The sequence below is a fragment of the Weissella uvarum genome, from assembly GCF_016908785.1.
GTDB classification, from domain to species: Bacteria; Bacillota; Bacilli; order Lactobacillales; family Lactobacillaceae; genus Weissella; species Weissella uvarum.
The window spans coordinates 1-21566 of sequence record NZ_JAFBEO010000003.1 but is presented as its reverse complement, the minus strand read 5'-3'; the positions used below and the strand labels follow the sequence as shown (position 1 = coordinate 21566).

Annotated in this window: 21 protein-coding genes and 1 pseudogene; 2 read left to right on the top strand and 20 right to left on the bottom strand. The window is 35.6% G+C overall.

The annotated features are described in order from the left end of the window. Positions 1-530 precede the first annotated feature (530 nt). From JOC36_RS04440 to JOC36_RS04420, 4 genes are all read right to left on the bottom strand, one after another. Positions 531-1748, bottom strand: a complete 1218-nt coding sequence (locus JOC36_RS04440) for an AbiH family protein (protein ID WP_205145307.1) — start codon at positions 1746-1748, stop codon at positions 531-533. Positions 1749-2482: 734 nt separating this feature from the next. Beyond that, a complete protein-coding gene (locus JOC36_RS04430) occupies positions 2483-3139 on the bottom strand; it encodes an ATP-binding cassette domain-containing protein (RefSeq protein ID WP_239517538.1) in 657 nt (218 codons plus the stop codon). Beyond that, complete coding sequence (locus tag JOC36_RS04425) at positions 3136-5229, bottom strand: hypothetical protein (RefSeq protein WP_205145305.1); 2094 nt, start codon at positions 5227-5229, stop codon at positions 3136-3138. The genes JOC36_RS04430 and JOC36_RS04425 overlap by 4 nt, the downstream gene beginning before the upstream one ends. A gap of 5 nt (positions 5230-5234) precedes the next feature. Beyond that, entirely contained in the window at positions 5235-5813 is a 579-nt protein-coding gene (locus JOC36_RS04420) for a hypothetical protein (protein ID WP_205145304.1), read from the bottom strand. Positions 5814-6523: 710 nt separating this feature from the next. Between JOC36_RS04420 and JOC36_RS04415 the strand changes: the two genes are divergently transcribed. Next, positions 6524-6796 (top strand): hypothetical protein, encoded by a 273-nt coding sequence (locus JOC36_RS04415; protein ID WP_205145303.1) that lies wholly within the window; start codon positions 6524-6526, stop codon positions 6794-6796. 67 nt (positions 6797-6863) lie between these two features. Here the strand turns inward: JOC36_RS04415 and JOC36_RS08720 are convergent, their stop codons facing one another. The 3 genes from JOC36_RS08720 to JOC36_RS08710 form a co-directional block, all read right to left on the bottom strand. Beyond that, on the bottom strand, positions 6864-7061 hold the full coding sequence (locus tag JOC36_RS08720) for a TraX family protein (protein WP_239517537.1): 198 nt from the start codon (positions 7059-7061) through the stop codon (positions 6864-6866). Between the two features lie 3 nt (positions 7062-7064). Continuing rightward, on the bottom strand, positions 7065-7310 hold the full coding sequence (locus tag JOC36_RS08715) for a hypothetical protein (RefSeq protein WP_239517536.1): 246 nt from the start codon (positions 7308-7310) through the stop codon (positions 7065-7067). A 72-nt stretch (positions 7311-7382) separates the two neighbouring features. Next, complete coding sequence (locus JOC36_RS08710; protein WP_239517535.1) at positions 7383-7649, bottom strand: TraX family protein; 267 nt, start codon at positions 7647-7649, stop codon at positions 7383-7385. A gap of 441 nt (positions 7650-8090) precedes the next feature. Between JOC36_RS08710 and JOC36_RS04405 the strand changes: the two genes are divergently transcribed. Then, on the top strand, positions 8091-9161 hold the full coding sequence (locus tag JOC36_RS04405; protein WP_205145302.1) for a YdcF family protein: 1071 nt from the start codon (positions 8091-8093) through the stop codon (positions 9159-9161). Between the two features lie 76 nt (positions 9162-9237). Here the strand turns inward: JOC36_RS04405 and JOC36_RS04400 are convergent, their stop codons facing one another. From JOC36_RS04400 to JOC36_RS04330, 13 genes and pseudogenes are all read right to left on the bottom strand, one after another. Then, positions 9238-11040, bottom strand: a complete 1803-nt coding sequence (locus JOC36_RS04400; RefSeq protein ID WP_205145301.1) for an ABC transporter permease — start codon at positions 11038-11040, stop codon at positions 9238-9240. Positions 11041-11051: 11 nt separating this feature from the next. Then, positions 11052-11807 (bottom strand): ABC transporter ATP-binding protein, encoded by a 756-nt coding sequence (locus tag JOC36_RS04395; protein ID WP_205145300.1) that lies wholly within the window; start codon positions 11805-11807, stop codon positions 11052-11054. Positions 11808-11994: 187 nt separating this feature from the next. Further along, positions 11995-13032: pseudogene (locus JOC36_RS08705) on the bottom strand (ketopantoate reductase family protein). 306 nt (positions 13033-13338) lie between these two features. Beyond that, positions 13339-13809 (bottom strand): hypothetical protein, encoded by a 471-nt coding sequence (locus JOC36_RS04375; protein ID WP_205145297.1) that lies wholly within the window; start codon positions 13807-13809, stop codon positions 13339-13341. A gap of 5 nt (positions 13810-13814) precedes the next feature. Continuing rightward, positions 13815-14276 (bottom strand): hypothetical protein, encoded by a 462-nt coding sequence (locus JOC36_RS04370; RefSeq protein ID WP_205145296.1) that lies wholly within the window; start codon positions 14274-14276, stop codon positions 13815-13817. Between the two features lie 99 nt (positions 14277-14375). Then, positions 14376-14627 (bottom strand): glycosyltransferase family protein, encoded by a 252-nt coding sequence (locus tag JOC36_RS04365; RefSeq protein WP_205145295.1) that lies wholly within the window; start codon positions 14625-14627, stop codon positions 14376-14378. Further along, the gene (locus JOC36_RS04360; protein ID WP_205145294.1) at positions 14600-15112 is read right to left on the bottom strand and encodes a glycosyltransferase family 2 protein; all 513 of its coding nucleotides are present in this window, start codon (positions 15110-15112) and stop codon (positions 14600-14602) included. Before JOC36_RS04360 ends, JOC36_RS04365 begins: the two co-directional genes overlap by 28 nt. A gap of 413 nt (positions 15113-15525) precedes the next feature. After that, the gene (locus tag JOC36_RS04355) at positions 15526-15897 is read right to left on the bottom strand and encodes a hypothetical protein (protein ID WP_205145293.1); all 372 of its coding nucleotides are present in this window, start codon (positions 15895-15897) and stop codon (positions 15526-15528) included. Continuing rightward, positions 15890-17197 carry a Y-family DNA polymerase gene (locus JOC36_RS04350; protein WP_420825617.1) on the bottom strand — a complete coding sequence of 436 codons (1308 nt, stop codon included), beginning with the start codon at positions 17195-17197 and terminating at the stop codon, positions 15890-15892. Before JOC36_RS04350 ends, JOC36_RS04355 begins: the two co-directional genes overlap by 8 nt. Before the next feature lie 127 nt (positions 17198-17324). After that, on the bottom strand, positions 17325-18086 hold the full coding sequence (locus JOC36_RS04345; RefSeq protein WP_205145291.1) for an HAD-IIB family hydrolase: 762 nt from the start codon (positions 18084-18086) through the stop codon (positions 17325-17327). A 621-nt stretch (positions 18087-18707) separates the two neighbouring features. Next, positions 18708-19382, bottom strand: a complete 675-nt coding sequence (locus JOC36_RS04340; protein ID WP_239517534.1) for a VTT domain-containing protein — start codon at positions 19380-19382, stop codon at positions 18708-18710. 128 nt (positions 19383-19510) lie between these two features. Further along, a complete protein-coding gene (locus tag JOC36_RS04335) occupies positions 19511-20167 on the bottom strand; it encodes a phosphatase PAP2 family protein (protein WP_205145290.1) in 657 nt (218 codons plus the stop codon). Between the two features lie 195 nt (positions 20168-20362). Then, a partial coding sequence (locus JOC36_RS04330; protein ID WP_205145289.1) for an LPXTG cell wall anchor domain-containing protein occupies positions 20363-21566 on the bottom strand: 1204 nt, incomplete at its 5' end.

Below are 21566 nucleotides of genomic sequence, written 5' to 3'. Positions count from 1 at the left end.
AAGTATTGTCAAAAGACGTATATTTCAGTGACTTTCTAGATGATTGACCACTGATGATTTAAAAATTTTAGAAGTCAATTTTCTTTAATAATCTCTATACAAATACTTTTCAATTAAGATATTTCCCCCAATCAAAGCCTCCTCTTAAAAAACTAATCAATTGTTATTTACGAATTTGTTTTAATAAATAATTTGAAAAAGCAGCTTAAATTTTCCCACCTGTCTCTCTTCCCCCTGTAACTTCCGTAATGCCATTAGATTCATACATGATGTCCAAAGTATAGGATACTTTTGTTTCACAAATCATCTATACTTATTCTTCAACAAAAAGCTATCGTAATCACTGCACAAGCAAGCCCGTAACTACTAATCGATGAATTTCATGTTTTTTATGTCTGCATGAACGTTGTCATCTGATTTATTTACCATTTACCTTCTCGGTCCATTTTTTGAGACTAATTGAACGGTAAATAGTGCAAATAAAAAAGTAGCAAACCGGAAAGGTTCACTACTTTAAAAATCAATTGTTACTATTGAGAATTTCTTGGCATAATGCCTGATTCTACAAGTTGTTCTCCTCTTATTTCTGCTTCAATTTTGGCATCACTATTAGCTCTATTCTTTATTGCAGCTTCTATCTCTTCTTCTTTTAACTCTTTTATTTTGATTCGGTTCTCCATTTCTAACTTATGCATTAGGTTACGTCCTTGCTGATTGTCTTTACCTTGAATTGCACTTGGCATAGATTCACCATAAGCAGTAATGAGATTAGTTACTCGCTTAAAGAAACTATTCTTTATATCATCTAATGATTGACCAGATGTTGCACTATGATCATAATAATAAAAAATTAATTTCACATCTGAATCGTACAAGTTATTAGCATCAAATAATGATTGATAGTAGGCATAATCAGCTTTACTCAACGAATGTCCGAATACTTTTATATATTCTAATTCAGCTATCTTATTTGAAAAATCATCATCATTCGTACTTGATAAGTTCCGATAAGTTTTTGTGTAGGGCAATAAATGCTCTCTAATTTTTGATGACGAGTACTCCGTTGAAGCATATGATTCAGATTCGAAAACAGAGTCGTTATCAATGCCAAAGATGATTTCATTTTCATCTTTAATATTTCCGTGCAAATTCCTTAAATTAGCTATACGCTTTGATTTGGGTAAGGTGTAATTGAATGAGAATACTTCAACATAGTCTGGCCAAGAAATGTCACCAGCAAGAACAGTCAAAAGAGCATTAGATCTATCTTCATATACACTATTATCTTTAACCTGTTCGATTATATAGGCCTTAAAATCTTTTTCGAAAATTCTCAATTCCCGCTCAAAATAATTATCTAAGGGGAAATAATCTTTTCTAATTTCTTCCGTCCACTTAATTTGTTTATTATTAGAAAGGATTCTTACTTTATCACTAAACATTTGAAATTCTAGATTTGTCCCTTCGTCAGAACTGTTGAATTTGCTTTGATGAAGAAAACATTTAATAAGCCTAAATAGCTTTTTAGTATCTAGGTTAAAGTTTTCATTTTGTTGAAATTGATAGGCAACAATATCATGAATTAATCTATGTAATAAGTTGCTCCCCAAATCATTGAAGAAAGAATCCCTAACCTCACCAAAGTTTTGCATAAAAGCATCGATCGCATCATTGTAGTATTCCTCAATTTCATCTATCTCTTCATTTGATATATGATTATGCGATTCTAAGTATGCAGAAATCCACATAGATGGCATATGGTAATTAACCAAAAAATCCAACAATTCGGACTCAACATCGTACCACAATTTCCCTGTTGAATTATCTACTAAAACATTGAAAATTGTATGCCAAATTGATTTTTTAGTTAAATAATTGTTCCCCCCTCTTTTTTTATCGAATCAAAGTAATTATCGTATGATGTTTTTAATTTTGAATTAATGTCAAACCCATTTCCCAAAATAATCAGCTGTTTTTTTATTTTCCATTTAACATCTCCATTATGTTTATAATAATTATTTCGTAACCCGGTTAATTACTAGCTGATAATGCTACTTCCTACCGCATAAATACACAAAAAGCCATCCTTACTTCTTACATCGAAATAGAGATATACTACTTCTATCTTCTAAACTATGAATCTACTGAATCTTTTAGATTTTTCACCAGGCAGTATAGTTAATGTAGTGACTACAATTTCAATTTCTTCTCCCGCTTGTGATTAGACAGCATGATTACATGTCCCAAAAGTACCAAATCTAAATAATTAAACCTAGCCACCTTGATTAACTGTATTTATTTTTAACTCAATGTGTTTAGTCTCACCAACCGTAATGGCTAACTGTTTTTTCGTTAACTCGTGCTTTGCTCTATAATCCTTAGTGACAAATCCAAATGACATGAATTACTAATCTTTTCCCTGAATGAATATTTCCCAGTTTAATAGTTCCACCAACGACAGTTGCGAGCAATAGTAAATTCTTCATAAATACACACAAGCGTCACTAATGTTTTCTAGATCTCTATCGTGCGAGACGATTATTAAAGTTTTATTCCGTGCCTTTAGCTCAATTAATAGATTCAAAATTTTCTTTTTATTCTCTATATCTAATGATCCAGTTGGTTCATCCGCCAATACTAATTCTGGATCTTTTAAAATTGTCTTGGCAATCGCAATTCTCTGTTGCTCTCCACCAGAAAGTGTGTGAATTTTCTTACTTAAATATGATTTATCCAAACCAACGTCAGCTAATGCCTGTTCTTTTTTTAAACTAGCAACTTTTTTGTTTAGTTTTTTATACGTTAAACTAATATTTAAATTTTTTTCAACAGTAATGTCATCAATCAACCCAAAATTTTGAAATAAATAATCCAATTTATTTCTTCGCCACAACATCGCTTCACGACTAGTTATTTTAGGTAACACTTGATCAAACACCTTTATTTTGCCGGAGTCTGGTGTATCTACAAGACCAATTAAGTTTAACAAGGTAGTTTTACCCGCACCACTCCGGCCAAATATGGTCGTAATTTGTCCTTTTTTAAATTCAAGATTAACATCCTTTAATACTTGTTTATCACCAAATTTCTTATCCACACTTTGTAAAGTCACATTATTTGAAGAAGATAATATCATCATTTGTTCCCCTTTAATAAGTTGTTTGTCAGTATTTTACTTGTTATTAATACACAGATAACTTCTACAATGAACATTGTCATTATTGATAATGTAGATAAGACATCTATTTGATTTTCCATAAAGTTAATTAAAAATAGGAATACATATTGCAAGATAATTAAACACCATAATCCTACCAAAATACGCATTGTACTATAGCCTGCCATGTATTTATAATAAATCTTTTTTGAGTTACTTCTAAAATACAAAACCACCAGATAGACTGTGATAAATAATATAAACATCAGTGTAAGTGATAATGAGATACTTGCTTGAACTACGTCGCCTACTGACCTTTTCACATCTTCAAAATCCAGATTATTTAATTTAACAACTTGTAAATAATTATCTGCATAGTTATATTTTTCCAAGCTATCCGACAGATTTAAATAAGTCTGCTTTTCACTTTTAGAAATAGGTATCTTAAGCGCATCTCGATTACCCTGACTGTTCATCATATCACGATTAATAAACCCACTATTGTATTTAGTAGTTACAAACATTGCAGTAATATCTTTATACTTGCCTTCTGTTAAATTGAAATATTTTTCACTATTAGGCACAAAAACAACTTGAATTACCGGCTTTTTGCCTATATTTTCGTATTCTGTATCTTCTATATATTTTTCCCGCTTATCAACACTATTTTTTTCCGACAATGGCAAAATTAATAAAATCTTTTTTTCAGAATCAGCTTCATGAATTTTTTGACCATTAATATCTTTAATTGGAAAACGACGTAAATAATTCGGGTTAACAATATTACTTTTAATGTATTCAGGGCCAGTTTGGTAATCTTCATTTGAAGATCCATCAAAAATTATCCCACCCTTTTTATTCATGAAACTATATAATTCATTATCTAATGTTTCACTATCTGCTAAAGTATGTTGATCAGTATCATAACCGATTAGATGCGGGTAAATTACCCCATACTCATTACCAACCTTGCGATTACCGTATGTAGTCCGTAATGATGAGTTATACATCGAAGTAGCTAGTTGAAATAAAGGTATTAAATTACTAAAAACCATGATCAATGCAATTGCCTTAACTAAATAAACCAGATAAAATGACCAATTCAAATAGTTTTTATTTTTTAACTGACTATTGAACGACAAATAATTCAATAGATAAACAATCACTGCTGCAAGTACCAATAAGCACATCAATATAGCCGTGATTTGCATATATGGGGTTAAACCGATATGCCATTTTTTAATCAGTAATAAGTATCCAATTAATCCACTCATGCCAACGAATACTATTAAAAAAAATGATTTAAATAAATTAAAAACCATTCTAAATGTAGATAAACCAGCTAATCTATAAACAGCTATATATTTTGTACTTAGTAAAATGTATAAAACAACAAAAATAGCTAAGATACTAAACAAAGCCTGGTTAAGATTAGAAAAGGATGGCACGTCAATTTCTAACCTCTTCTCGTCATAATCACGATTAGTTTTAAAATCATCAGTCTTATATTGTTTACCAAATTTAAAGTTATAGTTATCTTTCAGTTTAGTAATAAATAGATTGTATTCTTTTACGCTTTTAGTTTCTACATAGAATGTGCCTTGCCGACCATCATACGAAATATTTTTATTTATGGGTGTGATACTCGCTGTATATCCTTTTATGCCGTTTTTAAAAGTAAATGTATCATTAACATAACTTTTTTGTTTTCCAAAATAAGACCAAATACTTGTTGGTTTAACAGTGAATACTTGATAATTTAATTTTGTACTTGGTCTGGCGTAATTTAACGTTTGCTTTGAAGCATTCACATTGAAGCCGTTAAAAATTTGAAGTTTTGCATAATTAACATGCTCTTGTTCACTTGTTTTATTTAAAACATCTAATACTTCCCGATATTCTTGATCACCCTTTATGTCATTAGGCAAATTAAAATGTGTAAAATTCTTACTTATACTATCTTGCTTGGCCATTTCTCGTACCAAATAATCACTTTGTGCATCAATAAATAACACAAATGAGCCTAAAATAAATAGCAAGCCCAATATAACGGACAAAATTTTTCTAAACATATAACTCACCCCATTAAAGTACTATTATCCAAATATGCTTCCAAGAAATAATTCTGTTCGCTAATAGCATATACTTGAATTACATTTGATAATGGAATCGTAATTTGTTCCTCAAGTGTATTAGTCTCAAAATTGAACAATAACATAGTTACACTCATGTCAGATAAATCGATGACTTTACCTGTGATGAGATCCTGCTCATCTGTTGTCACACAACTAATGAGTTTGTCTTCATGCTTTGCTATATTTAGCACACTAGCGAGTGGATCTAAATAATTACCGTAATTTGGTGAATGTGTCAATAGCTTATATGGATCATACAAATTAGCTTTCTCATTTATATTAATCATAAACTGGTACAAATCGATATAAGCACTTTGCGTTTCAATTTTTGCCACGCACTGTTTTACCCTAATTTGTAATGCGTCAAACGTTCCAGATTCACTAACTGATTCGAAAATGAAATAATCTGCACTTATCTCACGGATCATCCCCAATGAAAAACTATCAAGATTATCAGAGATATCATTTGAATAAAGTTCAATTAATTGGTCGGTGTATTGCGCTAAATTTAACTCAGCCATCACTTTATCCTCACTTGATTGAATTACTTCCATATTTAGTATGCATATCAATGCTTTGATTTTACCATTTCTCTCGTTCATCAACATGAAAATACCGTAATAAAACAACGTATCCCCTAAGGCCCTCACTACCTCCTCTCCTACTCTATATAAAGAGGAACCCAGGTAGGCCCCGTATTCAGTATATTTAATTGGTGTTATAAATAAATGGACGAAAATTATTGAAGGCAGAGGCGGCCCTTGAATTATTAAAACTCTTTAAGAAGTAGACCTAAAGAGACTTTTTTTGTGCCATCCGTTCTAACTACGGCTGCATAAAGTAATGTTTTAAGCGACGTTAACTAATTGATGGTTAGATTCTTTTTGCAAGGTGAAGAAATAGTTTTAGGTTGCCAGATTAAGTTAACCATCAATGTGAGATTGTTGCGATTGTTCAATAGTTAAGAATCCACTAACCTTCTCAAGGTTGAATGTAAAGTTGTCAGTTAGCCAAATCATATCCATCACCGTAACTCGTGTATTCCTTTCATCACGCCCTTTGAATTTTTTAAACCCACGTAAAATGATCACCTTACGTCCTGCGGCATTGGAAATATTAATTCTTTCATTGTCATCACTATATTCTTACGTAAGCGTTTACAAAAAATTCAATTAGCCTATACTAGTCCTTAGATACTACTGATTTTCTTGTTGCAATGGAGGACATAAACATGACTAAAATCGCCTTAATATCAGACATTCACGGATATGCCATTATTGAAATTGACGACAATGGTCTCTTAAACGCGGACTTTAAAAAGGTCCCTTACGACATAGAGACTGAATTGAAATTAGCCCAAACGATGCACTTGCCATACTATGAGTTATATAAAAAGCTTTTGAATGAAGGTGTTAGCCCTACTCAGAATAAGTCATTGCTTGCAGACTATAATGCTTGCGATCATTACACTGAGGCCTTTAAACAGATTTTAGACCAGAAATGATAATGAACATCCCCAGATAAAAAATAAAGCACTAACAATGTACAACCACATAGTTAGTGCTTTTATATTAAGTAAAGAAGACTGTTGAAATGATGTATAAAATCAAGATATGCGCTGGATAGAAGATATAGAAGAACCACTTGTCCTTGCGTCCTTCACGTCCGTTATAGAAGCTTAATGGAATAATAGCAAATACCATTAGCCACTGGATGTTACGTGAATCTTGAATAAAGATAATAAGCTCTATTAGCACTAGTGGCAGCATTTGTCAAGCACGCTTATCTCTTAATAAGTAGAAAGCACCGACCAACAGAATGAAGGCTGGACCACCTTCCACCAAGAAAATTGAAGGGATAAAAACGCCACTTAAGGCAACGACTTGTAACCATTGTGGATCTTGTACTACCGCCATCAAAACCACTGGGATGGCTGAAACAGCCAGTGAAGCCACTAATGCCAAGCAGGCTTTCAACTTATACGGCTGCTCTTTACGGAAGCCATCGATAATCCACATTAGGACCGTGCTCCAGAACAAGGTTCCAAAGATTGAATTTGTTAAAACCACATAATCATTAGGTAATAAGCGTTAGATTCCTGTAAACAAGATATTACAGATAATAAAGCCAATCAGCAATGTCCGCATATAGTTGGCCTTACTATGCGTGTAGTGAAAACCTTCTGCTGATAAGAAAAGGAAAATTGGCGCTACCACGCGCCCCAGAATATGGAGCCATAATGGTGCTCCGACGTATTCAAACATTTGTTGAATATGGTCACCAAACATCAAGATAATTCCAATCATCTTAAGTTGGTATGAAGTTAGTCCACGTACGTTAAATTTTGTTGCAAGCATAAAGAATGTCCTTTCAAATTTGGGCGAATAGATTATGTGTAACCTTGTCATCTGTTCTGATATGGTACTATTTCGTAAATAGTATGTAAAGATTTTTTATTTTTAATTTTTCAAAAATCAGATACGCTGTTCCATGTTATCCCCCCATTTATCAAATTTTTAGATTAGACTTGCTAGAAGATGAAGCTCTGCTTACAGGGTAATCCATGGCATTAGGGATCGATAATTTTGATAGTTTTAAAAATGACTAGCTTTGGCGATTCTTTTTAAGAATTACAAAACAAGGCTTTAACACAATTGAATATTTGTATAATATATATCTATAAACGATAGCGATTAGTTTTTGTTTTGAATTAATAGGACACGATGTGTAGACGGTCAATGATATAGGCACTAATCTACACACAGTCTGCTATCGATAAAAAGTGAGGAAAAACATTTATGCACTTAACTATGCTCGTAATTGGGCTTTGGGCTGTGGTTGTCTGTCTAGGCCTTGCCCTGTACGCCAGTTTTAAATCAAATAAGGTCCGCCTCTTAAATGGAATGCTTTTGACGCTTCTATTGATTGTCTTAGCGATTGCCATTACTGGAACACTCTATCAGTTTCATGCCGGCACAATCCTTTTCATCTGGATTGGCTTCCTAGCCTTAATTGGCTTTATCTTATCGCTATTCTCAGTTTGCTTGTGGATTATCTTACTCTGGAATGCCTGGGTCGTCTGGCATAAAGAAAGCCATAACTTAGGAAATCTCTTAACGCTAATTCTTGGCTTGGTCATTATTATCATGCCCGTCTTCATGCGTCTCATCCACCATTACTTACCAAATTGGTTAGCCCAAGGGATTCAAAACATCTATGGTAGTGTTGTGATGTACCTAGTCTTTTGGATGATCAGCTTCATGATGTCCCTTGTCTTGTATAAGCTCTTTAAGCCTAAGTATGACCAAAGCTACATTATTGTCCTAGGTGCTGGCTTGCTAGATAGCGACAAAATTTCACCGCTTCTCAAGTCACGCGTAAACGCCGCCATTAATTTCGCAAATAAGCAATTTGAAAAAGCTGGATACCGGCCTAGTTTGGTAATGTCTGGTGGTCAAGGTCCTGATGAAAAGATTCCTGAAGGGGTTGCCATGCGCGACTATGCCTTATCAGAAGGATTCCCAGCTGACCAGGTCTATGTTGAGGATCAGTCCCAAACAACCTACCAAAACATGTTGTATTCAAAGCGTGTCATTGAACAACAATTAGATGTTAATGAACAAAACGGATTATTCGCAACAAGTGATTACCACGTCTTTCGTGCCGCAGGTTACGCTCGCGCTGTTGGACTTAATATCGATGGGATTGGTGCGAAGACAAGTCGTTACTTCTTATATAATGCTTATCTTCGTGAATACGTCGCACTGCTATCTAATCACAAAATTTTTCATGCCATCTGCCTGGCTGCCATCGTCCTTATCAATATTGGACTTAGCTCAGCACTAGGTTACTCAACCAACTGGCATTAATCAATAAATCAAAAAGGAACAAGTTAGCATCATGCTAACTTGTTCCTTTTTCTATAACCTGAGATAAATTATTCAATTACTTCTTTAATACTAAGTGCCGATAAATCAAACTGGTTAATAGATAGTAGATTCCATAAATACCAAGCACTAACCCACAACCCAAAGCTAATCCACTATAGGGGTCACTCATAATTGGTTTGAAGATTTGCAAACCAAAACTAACATCGGCCAAGCCAATTACCATTGGAACTAAGAATAAGATTCCTGTATCTTGGAAAGTCGTCATCGTCAACTTGTGTGGTGTTGAACCAATCATTGACAAAATTTCATAACGACGGCGATCTGCACTAACACTAGTCAAAGTCTTAAACATTAATGTTGATGCCAACATAACCAAGAAGGCAATTCCCAAGAAGATACTCATGAATTCTAGACCACCAAAGACACCCTTTAGCATTACCAAAGTACCATAAGCCCCTGGTAAGTTCACTTCATGATTACCAGTATAAGCTTGTTCGGCTTGCTTGATTTTCTTCAAAGCTGGCTCATTCTCAGCTAGATTTTTTACCTTCACAATTTTAAGACTCTTTTGCTTACCTGCTGGCAAGTGATCCACTAATTTAGCTTCATATGGTTCAAATGGACCATCAAAACTTTGCTTAGTCACATAATTCACCATATTCATCATAGTTAAGTCTGAAGCAGCATCTGGATGGTTCACATCCAGAGTTGTCCGCTTTGGCTTAGCATTAACATCACTCTTCGTGTGATCATATTGCAAAGTTGGCACTTTAGCTTGCGCAACCTGTTGCTTATCAAAGTAAACCGTCCGATTTTTAATCGTATAAGCCAACTCTTGATTGTAAGTTACATCCTTCAAGCCAGAAAAATCCGCTTTTGGATTCTCAACAGCCAAAGTAAAGGAATCATTTTGTACGGCTTGTTGTGGCAAAGTCACATAGTAACCTTGTCCCACACTAATAGCACCTAAGGCAAGTCCAAACAAAACTGAAATCATGGTTAGCACCCGCTTATAATCATCCAATCGGAAACGCAATTGACCATTTAAGAAGCTCCGTAATCCCTTTTGGGCAAAATCAGCATGACTTAACCAATTGGTTACCAAGCCAAGCGTTTGACCGACAAATAGGTAAGTTCCAATCACATTTAAAATCAAATCGACCACTAGCCCAGGAATTTGCCACTTGGTCACTTGGGGCATCATCGCAAAACTAAGACCTAAAATAATTAATCCTAATAGGCCCAGTACAAATTGACGTTTTGGCTTAGCTGGCTTAACCTTCACTGATTGATCAGCTTTTAATAACGTCAAAGTGTCTAAATGCATTAACCGCCAACGATTATACAACCCATTTAAGAAACAAATAACTAAGAAAAATACAATCGTTACCAAAGCCCCTTGCGTTGACCAATTACTCCAAGCCGTAATCTTCACATCAATCGCTTGCATCAAATACTTTCCACTCAGTTGTGTAAGGCCCATCCCCAAAATAATACCTAGAATTGAAGCAACCGCACCAATTAACAGTGTTTCTCGCATCAAAAGACTACCTAATTGACGTTTTGTTGCCCCTAGCATCGAAATAATGCCGTAGTCTTTTTGGCGTAGTTGGATCAAAAAGTTATTCGCAAAATTCAAATAAATAAAGGTAATTACACCGAGCAAAATTTGACCCAACATGAATACAATCACGATGGTCTTTTGCGTTACCGACGATAGACTTTTCAACAAAGTATCATTCATCGCAATATTACTAAACATATAGAAGATTGCGACCGTGATGGTGGTACCAATTAACAAAATACTGTAATCACGCCACTTTTGACGAAGGGTTTTAAAAGCAATTTTATTTAACATCTTGTAACCCCCTATTCATCAAAGTTTCCTAAGGCTTGCAAAATTTCTTGATAGAAGGCTTCACGGCTTTTTGCGCCACGAATTAATTCTCCTGAAATTTCACCATCGGTCAAAAATAAGATTCTTGAAGCGAAACTAGCTGAAAAGGCATCATGCGTTACCATCAAAATTGAAATTAACTTTTCCTGGTTAATTTGCATTAAGTATTGCATCATTTCACGGGCATTTTGCGAGTCTAGTGCACCAGTTGGTTCATCTCCGAAAATTAAAGCTGGTTCATGTACCAAAGCACGCGCTGCCCCAACACGTTGTTGTTGTCCTCCAGACAATTGAGCCGGATACTTCTTGAGTAAATCTTGGATGTTCAATAAGGCGCTCACCTTTTGAACTCGTTCACGCGTTAACTTAGTGGGTACTTTTTGTAGGTTCAATGGCAAACCAATGTTTTCAGCAACACTCAAACTTTCAATCAAATTATAGTTTTGAAAGATAAAGCCCATGTCATGGTTTCTAAAATTAGCCATATCCTTATCATTCATATTCAAGATATCACGACCGTTGATTGTCACATCCCCAGCCGTTGGCTTCATCAACGTTGACAGGATGTTTAAGAGTGTCGACTTACCTGAACCAGATGGCCCCATGATTGTTAAGAATTCTCCTGGTGCCACCGTCAAAGAAAGATCTTTCAAGACGGCTTGTGACATGTCACTCCCCTTTTGGTACGTCATTTGAATATGTTCTGCTTGTAAAATTGGTTGATTCATCATCAATCTCCTTATTGAATTTATAATATGATATTCCGAACTACGTTGCACAAAAGATATTACGATATGGAGTATAATATTGCAAGTAAAACATTTTAATTTTTTGCGAAATCAGGCCAGCTAGCTATCACACCGCACAAAAAAAGACCTAGCTTTCGCTAAGTCTTCTAAATAAACAATGCTTCTTTTATGCCTGTAGTAATGGCATAATTTCAGCCAGCGTTGTATCAAATTCTGGTAATTGTTTGGTCTCTTCTGCCTTTGACACAGTCATCACTAAATCATTAAATGGTGTTGGCACATCATGTTGTGCCCCTGTTTCAGCAACAACACCATTGATATCATGGACCTCTGTCTTACGACCCTTCTTTAAATCTTACAACATACTTGCTTCAAGCTTGCGGATAGGTTCGATTAGCTTACGAAGTGTTGCCACTTGCTCATCGGTAAATTTGCCATCAACTGGCTTTTTAAAGTAGCTCAAATCAAAATTATTAAGTTCATCAAATTGAACATGATCGGCTGAACCTGCTTCAAGCCCTTCATTGATAATGTTAAGGGCAGCTAAGACCGTTTCATCATTATCTGCCACATCCCCAAAGGTTGAGTTTGTTGTAGCTGAAAGACCGCTAAATGATGAATTAATTAATAGCTTAGACCACTTTGTCCCCATCAAATTATCTGAAATGAAGGTACCGCCAACGTGATTCAAGACACTTTGAACATCCTTAATCCGATCAGTTGTTGAACCATCTATTTCACCAATCTTGAAAGCAAAGCTTTTAAACGTATCAAAATCAGTTGTTAAGGCTGATTCACCAGGTCCCTTGCTTGTTCCGCAAAATTTAACTGATCCAGCTACAACATTTTTAGCAGGAAGGTGCGTCAAAATATGCTTTTCTGGAACGCCATTTTGCAATGAAACCAAAGTCCCATCTGGATTAAGCAATTCCTTGACCTTTGGTACAATCGTCTCATTAAATACTTACTTCGTTAATAGCAAAATAATATCAAAGGTATCTGACACTTGATCAGGTGTTACTGCCTTAACTGGAACTGTTAAATCTGTTGTTCCAACCACATGAGCACCTTTTTCATTTAATGTATCCACATTTTCTTGCCAAACATCAATCAAAGTTACATTTTCACCGGCCTGCGTTAAAAAGGCCCCGATAATTGTTTCCAATGAGCCTGTTCCATAAATCACAATCTTATTTTCGCCCATTTTTAAATACCCCTTCGCGATGAAACTCATCACGCCTAACCATATTTTTTAAAGCTCACATAATTATTAGCTTTAAATTAGAATTATATTCCTATAGTTAAGCGCTTACAAACCGTTAAATTAGAAAGTGATGAAAATCAGTTCATAAAGTGATCGATTTAACATTGCCTTGAAACCTTAAAATTTAGGGTGGCTCACATCCACTCCTAACGACCGCTCACCCTAACCATAAAAAAACAGGCCACTAAATTATAGTCGCCTGTTTGCCATGTGAATGTTTAGCAATGTTCTTACAAAAAATAATTACTAAATATGCTCTTCTCGCAATTCTGCTAATGCATCCGCATCAATACACTGTTCTTTTGTAATTGTAACCATCTGATTGTGCTGCCTTTTAGCAATATCATCTGGCGTTAATGCAAAATATTGAGCCAGTTCGATAGGGGCAACCTGATTTTGTTGCTCAAATTTGGCTTCTGACTTTGTTTGCTTACTTTGTTTGCGTTTCATTGTTAACCCAATAACATAAATAAGCAGATTTAAAATAATGGCGAAGCCAAATCCACATAATAGAATCAAAACCCCAATCGTCATCGTTTGTGGATGATAAAACCGTGTCGCCATTCGCCAATGAAAGAAAAAGAAATCAAGCGAAAAAATACTAAAAACGACAAAGTAAATAACTAACAACCATGCTAACATCGTTATCAAAAATGATAAAAATGTTAGCAATGGGTTTTCACTTTTATCGATTATATAATTTTGTTTTTCTGCCATCTAATTCACTCCCCGATCTGGACTTGTCCAAGTAGCTTGCTTCTGAGCGAAAGTACTCCAAATTGCTTTTGGCAAAGCCAGCACTGTGTCGTTACTGGGTTAATAATCCAATAGAATATTGGATACCAACCTCCCCAATATAAATATCTCGTAGCAGTATCATCTACTTTTTTGATTTCATACAACGCGGTCATAAATTGTACTAAGCAAGTGGCCACTAGCAATGCTCCCATTGCAATTGAAATCCGGTTAGGATAGCCCATTACTATCCATGATTTAATGAAAATAAATAAGGATACATACCACAATAAGCACCAGGTCGTGCTGACCAGTTGTTCTAATAGCAATGGCAACAATGGCCAGTCTTTCGGTTTAAAAATAAGATTTAGATTATGTAGTAATACTTCGGCGCCACCTTGGGCCCAACGTAAGCGTTGTTTAAAGAGCCCTGAAATTTTTTCTGGCACCAAGATCCAACACAATGCTTCTGGTTCGTAATCGACTTGTCACCCTGCTCGTTGTAGTTTCCAAGTTAGTGCAATGTCTTCAGTAATAGTGGTCTCATCTCACCAGCCAGATGCTAATAAAGCTGATTTACGTACCATGACACATACTCCTGAAACTGTATTTAAACGACCTTGCACACTCTGGGCCCGTTTAGTTAACGACACAATACTTGAATATTCAGCCAATTGAATTTTAGCTAATAGGGTTGTAAGATTCCGTACCAATGGTTGCCCAGCGACAGCATCAACAGCTGGACTTGAATATTCAGCCAATTGAATTTTAGCTAATAGGGTTGTAAAATTCCGTACCAATGGTTGCCCAGTGACAGCATCAACAGCTGGATTTTTAAAATGCACCACCATTTTTTGATTGCATCCACATCCAAAATCGCATCTGTATCCATCACCATTAAAAATTCCCCTTTAGTGGCTAATGCGCCTTGCAACAGTACATTTTCTTTTCCCATATTTTCTTCAATATCAACAAACCGAAATTCTTTATTTAAATGCATCCGCATCAAACTAGTCCGTATCTTAATTGCTGTATTATCTGTTGATCCATCGTTGATTAAAATAACTTCCAAATAATCATAATCTAAAGCTTCGTCGATTGTTTTTAAGATACCTTCGATATTGTCTGATTCGTTGTAACACGGAACTAACAAACTAACGAATGGTTGCTCATCGATTGCCCTTATCGATTGCTGGTATTCTGATAAATTTGGATTATCTTCGTACTTTTCACCTCTTTTATAAAAATTAAAATACAGACTTTCAATCGTGATAATGATACTCATCACAAATAGATATAAAAAAACAAATTCAGTATAAGTTTAATCATTTATGTGTTTTTACTCCCTCAGTTTTTATATTAAAAAAATAACCAGTTATCGCTAAATTCTTTTATATAAATGCTAGAGCTTTTAGCACCTTTGCATGTTACGCCCTTAAATTAAAAAACTGATGACAAAACATTATTAATTAAAAGGTTTCACCTCGACCGTTCCGTATTTTTAAAATCATTTTATACATCAAAGCATACTAAAAAAAGACGACTTTACGATATAAATCACAAAGTCGTCTTAGATTAACTGTTTTCTTTTGAGGATATAAATCAGTACCAAGTTTAGATTATTTCGCTAAAATCACTGCTTTGATTCACCAAATACGCCATCCAACTAAATAATATTACAAGTTATTAAAGTATCTTTCAGCAAAGTGCACACCATTGAATGTTTTCTAAAGCAACTTTATTTTGATCAATAAAGACATCTTCGTCTTGATAACCCGATACTTTGCCTTTAACAACGGGAGCATAAAAACCTAATTCATTTTTACCCTTGAGTTGATACTGAGCTGAACCGCTTTGCTGGTACGCTTTCAATAGACAATCCGAAATATCCATGATATCCATTTCAGGCATTTGCTTTTGATTACGCTTTTCTTGAGCTGTTTGTGTGTAGTGTGCCACATCTTCAGTATGGTCAGAAAGATAAAAGCCCTGCCACTTGACCATTCCCCGATCATGATAGTCTTGTCGGAAAAAACGCTCAGCAATTACCCACGCATCCTCATCATCCATATGCATTACCTCCATTATGGCCACCAACTAAACCAGCTCGATCTAACATTGTCCCACCATCAATCTTCGATGAAGACTTTACAATTGCGGTTACCCCATATTTTTTTCGAATATGGTCAATCGTTGTATCAACTTGTTGCTGTTTCATATCTTCAACTGGTGACACAAACAAATCTAATTGCTCCCCTAATGCTGGTTGCAATTGGCCAACTGACACACTAATATGGCGAATAACCTGGCCTTCATAATGTTGATCAAAAATCGCTAAAAGAGCCGCAACAATTTTATGCGACTGATTTGTCGCGTCAATTTTGGCTTGGGCTGAAAATCCTTTTTGCGTCTCACTCAAGGCTGAACCACTCCCTAATGACACCACCCCACAGGTTTTATTGTGACTCCGTAATCGGGCCGCCACTTGTTCACCAATTTCACGAATCACATTTTTTATTTCCTGTTCATCTGCATAGTCACGGGGTAAGACCTGACTATTTGAAATATTACCGGCCTTGGGTTGATATTTCTGAGCCACAATACTGCGATCAACACCCCAAGCTAAAGCAAATAACTCTTCACCACGCACCCCTAGTTTTTCTTTTAGCCAATACGGGTTAGCCAAGGCAATATCTTGCATCGAAATCATGCCCATCCGTTGTAAGGTTTTAGCTGAACGCTTACCAATACTCCAAACTGAACTTAAGTCCGTAATTGGCCACAACTTTTGTGGAATATCTTCATAATGCCATTCAGCAATTAGACTATGATTATGTTTGGCTTCGATGTCTAGCGCTAATTTAGCCTGCGTTGGATTATCACCAATGCCAATCGTCAAATACAGACCTAAGCGTTTTTTCATTTCCAATTGAATAATGCGCGCCAGTTTTTTTAGGTTTAAATCCTGGCCATACTTACTTTGTAAATATCGCCAAGAAGGCGTTAAATCTAGGATAGATTCATCAATTGAATACATCTGTAAATCTTCTTCAGCCACAAATTCTTTAAAAATATCATTAACCTTTTTATTCATCGCAATATAATAATTCATTCGCGGTTCGACCATTATTAACCGTTCATCCTGAGGTAAATCACGTTTACGCATCACATTTGTGACCCCTAATTCTTTTTTAGCCCGGGGGGATGACGCCAAAACTAGCCCACCATTTGTATTTTCAGCTTGGCTAATCACGACTAAAATTGATTTCATGGGATTTAAACCTAATGAAATACTTTCACAACTCGCATAAAAACTTTTTGAATCGATCATCATAATTTTTCTACGTGGTTCATTTTCTGTCGGAAACATCATTCAACCTCAACTTAAAATTAACTAACATAAGTTTAAACCTAATTGACGTCTCTTAGCAAGCCTATCTTAAAATAAAAAACATGCTTTCCTACAAGGAATAGCATGTTTTAAAATATTATTATCATTAACTTATCAAATCTTGAATGGCCCGCGCAATGGCATCTACATCAGCTGCTACCACCTGATTAGGTTCAAAATTAAGCTGTTTTAATCGCTCATTTACACCACCGACCCACACGCTCATTTGTGCATGTTGTAAAAGCTCTTGATCATTGTGGTCATTCCCAAACGCAATATACGGCTGACTTTGATATTTCATCAAGGTTGTATACTTATTAATTCCTTGGCTCGTAATATCAATGCTATGCTCGCCAGAATGGATTACCAAATTCAATTGCTTAAGTGTCGCTAACTGCGTTAATACGTCTTGGAAGTCTTCCTGAGGAATATCTACCAAAATAATTTTAATTGGCTGAGTAAGCTCATCAATGGAAACTTGTTGTGCCAGTTGGGCCGGATCGAGCTGGCGATAAATAAGATTACTTGCCGGTACACGCGCTGCATAATTCCAACGATCATCAATAATATAATTCAAATGATATTGTGCAATCAGCGTTTTAATCGTTATAAATGCCGCACTATCAATCAAATGTGTGGCAACAACTTGGTTATCCGGTCGTTGAACAATTGCACCATTTCCACCAATCAAGAGATGATCCTGCTGAAACTCAGGGATGATTGGCAATAAATCCCGGATTGGACGAGCTGAAGCAAAAATCACTTGGTACCCTTGGTTTTCTAATGCATGCAAGGCATCAACTATTGTCTTTGCAATCACCTGACCATCAAAGCTTAAAGTTCCATCAATATCAAAAACCGCATTCATTCCGTTTACCTAGCCTTCTTTTAACAAGTTTCTTTAAAACGTACGCCGATAATCTTATAAATTTAGTATACTATTACATGAATAATCTAAATTATAGCAGTAAAGTTGGGATTAACATGTCAAATCTAAAACAAATTTCCAAAAAAATCATTAATTTCATTTTTGCCAGCATCATCTGACTCATTGCCATTTACTTAATCTTTCTTATCTTTGATTTCGTGATTGGACTCACGGCCAGTGATGACATTCTAGCCTATGCTAAACACCATCAAACCAATTTCATTTATGGTTTTTTCATCATCTATGTGGTTTTTATCATTGCTAGTGTTGGAATTTTATATGCCGTCCACCGTATTTTACATTTACGTGGTAACTATGAAATTTCCCTTGGTATTATGAGCTTAATTACAATTTTTACGACCTTAGCCACCTTATTAATTCAATTCACTGGGGCTAATATTCCCAAAGGCTTTTTAATCATCACCATCATCAATATTTTATTATCAGTTTCACTAACAACCACCTCAAAACTATTAAAACTAAAACGATCACACGACTTCAAAAATAGGCATTCATTATAAATAATAAAAGCACCTGACATATAGGTCAGGTGCTTTTATTTTATTCGACGTTCGCATTCTCTTTTTTATTTGAAAGATACGACTTAATTCCACCAATGATGGCTGGTAAAGCTGAAACAAACAAAATCCCAAAGATAACGAGTGAAAAGTTCTTTTGAATAAATGGAATACTGCCAAAATAATAACCAGCAGGAATACAAATCAAAGTCCATAAGCCGGCCGCAATCATATCAAGCATGATAAATCGCTTATATGGGTAACCTGATAATGCTGCTGTAAATGGAGACAGCGTTCGAATAATTGGCATGAAGCGGGCCAAAATAATAGCTAATGCACCATGCTTTTGGAAGAAATTATTCGTATCATCCAAATTTTTTTGCGAGATAAAGCGACCAAAAATACGGCTATGCACTAATGGTAATCCCACGGTCCGTCCGATATAGAAATTCAATGAATCACCTAAGAAAACGGCAATCCAAACAATAACAATTAAAAAAATTGGATTCAAAACATTTTTTGGTAGTGCGGCAACCGCTCCAGCAGCAAAAAGTAATGAATCACCAGGTAGAAATGGGAAAATCACTGATCCTGTTTCAATAAAAATAACGGCAAAGATTAGTCCATATGACCAAGGCCCTAAAATATTTACCCAATGATCCAAATGTTTATCCAAATGAATAAAGATGTCAAGAATGGTTTCCACCGTTTTTACCATGTTATGTGTGTCTCCAATATCAATTTTATTATTTGTGTAATTTTTTTATGTTGTCGTGTTAAGTAAATAAGCTTTTCTATTATATCGGAAATAGCTCCATTCCGTAAATAGTTTTAAGCCTTCTCTGACTACTTTTTTCGCATATCATTAAGTTCATGCATAACCAATGGTTTAAATAATACCGTTAATAATACAAATCCAGTGGCAAAAAGGCCACCGCCGATAATGTCTGTTAAATAGTGTGCTCGTAAATAAACTCGTGATAGCGCAATAATTAGTATCCATGCAAGAGCGAACATCCACAAGACGACTTGCAAAGCTTCATGCTGCATATAACGCATCAAAAGTACCGTCACTAATAAAATTAATAACGTCGTCGTAACCATGTGGCCACTTGGAAAACTAAACCCATGATTATGTTGTAAAGGGTCGACTGGACGAGGCCGTTGAATCACAAGTTTAGCCATTAACGCTAGCACGCTACCAGTAAAATAACTTACCAATAATGTTAAACTAGCGTCTTTTTTATGCCAGAACCAAAAAATAGTAGCAATTACAACAGCAAAAATAGTATTTGGAATTGGGCCACCAAAGGTTGTCATCATCTTGGCTATTTCAATTCCAAATGGGGATGTTACTGATTCAGCCAAGCGAAACCCAAATTGATCAATTGTGCCAACAATCGGACTATGCAATTTCACCAAAACAGCTAATATCAAAAATAAAACTAACAAAGACAATCCTGAATAAGCTGCTGCCAAATGTACTTCTCTTTTTTCTATCATCACTTCTCATTTCCTTTCATAATATTTCTATTCTTAGGTTTCAGACTTAAAAATAACTAAAGTCATAACATCTATACCCAAACATATTAATTTCTTCAAATATCGGCCATAAAAAAAGCTCAGCAACCACTATTGTGATTACTGAGCAAATTTATAAATTAACGATTGTAACTAGCTAATGAGCTAACAATCTCATTAATCATTTTTCTTACGACGTGCAAAGCCGAATCCAATGGTTGCTAACATTGCAGAAATAACACCAGCAACGGTCATGCCAACATTATCTTCAAATCCAGTATTTGGTAGGGCAGTCCGCTTAGCTTCTGCTAAGATTTCAGCCACTTCTTCAGCTGAATTAGCCTTCAAAATGCGATCCTTAAGCGCTGACTTTTGACTTTCTGTCAAATTAGCCATGCGGTCGATTTCCGCAAGTCCGGTCTTTTTAGCTTCTGACAAACCATTATCAACTTGTCCATTCGGATTAACCGTTTGGCCACCATTGTCTGTTCCACCTTCAGTACGCTTGTTTCCATCTGGCTTAGTTCCTGTTGGATTCTTGCTACCATCTGGGTTCTCAACTTCTGGCTTGTTTCCGTTTCCGTCTGGCTTGTTTCCGTTTCCATCTGGCTTATTACCATTACCGTCTGGCTTGTTTCCATTTCCATCTGGCTTGTTAGCTTTATTCTTGTCCTTCGCCTTATTCAAAGTTTCGTCAACTTCATCAATTGTCTTTGAATTGTCGATTTCCTTCTTAAAGTCTTCCTTTTCCTTGTCAGTCAAGTTTTCTAAGCCATCAATTTCCTTCTTGGCTTCATCCTTCTTATCCTTCAAGTCCTTATCAGACTTATTCTTTTGATCTTGCTTCTTAGCTTCGTCAATTGTCTTATCAACTTCATCAATTGTCTTTGAGCCATCAATTTCCTTCTTAAAGTCTTCCTTTTCCTTGTCAGTTAAGTTGCCGAGACTATCAATTTCCTTCTTAGCCCCGTCCTTCTTGTCTTGCAAGTCCTTATCAGACTTATTCTTTTGATCTTGCTTGTTGGCTTCATCAATTGTCTTATCGATTTCATCAATTGTGCCTGCTCCGTCAATCTTGTCCTTGATATCTTCCTTTTCCTTATCGGTCAAGTTTTCAAGGCCATCGACTTCCTTCTTAGCTTCGTCCTTCTTATCTTGCAAGTCCTTATCAGACTTATTGTTTTGGTCTTGCTTGTTAGCTTCATCAACCAAGTTGTCGACTTCTTCAGTTGTACCTGCTCCGTCAATCTTGTCCTTAATATCTTCCTTTTCCTTATCAGTCAAGGTTTCAAGGCCATCGACTTCCTTCTTAGCTTCGTCCTTCTTGTCTTGCAAGTCCTTGTCAGCCTTGTTAGCTTGGTCCTTCTCGTTACCTTCAGTA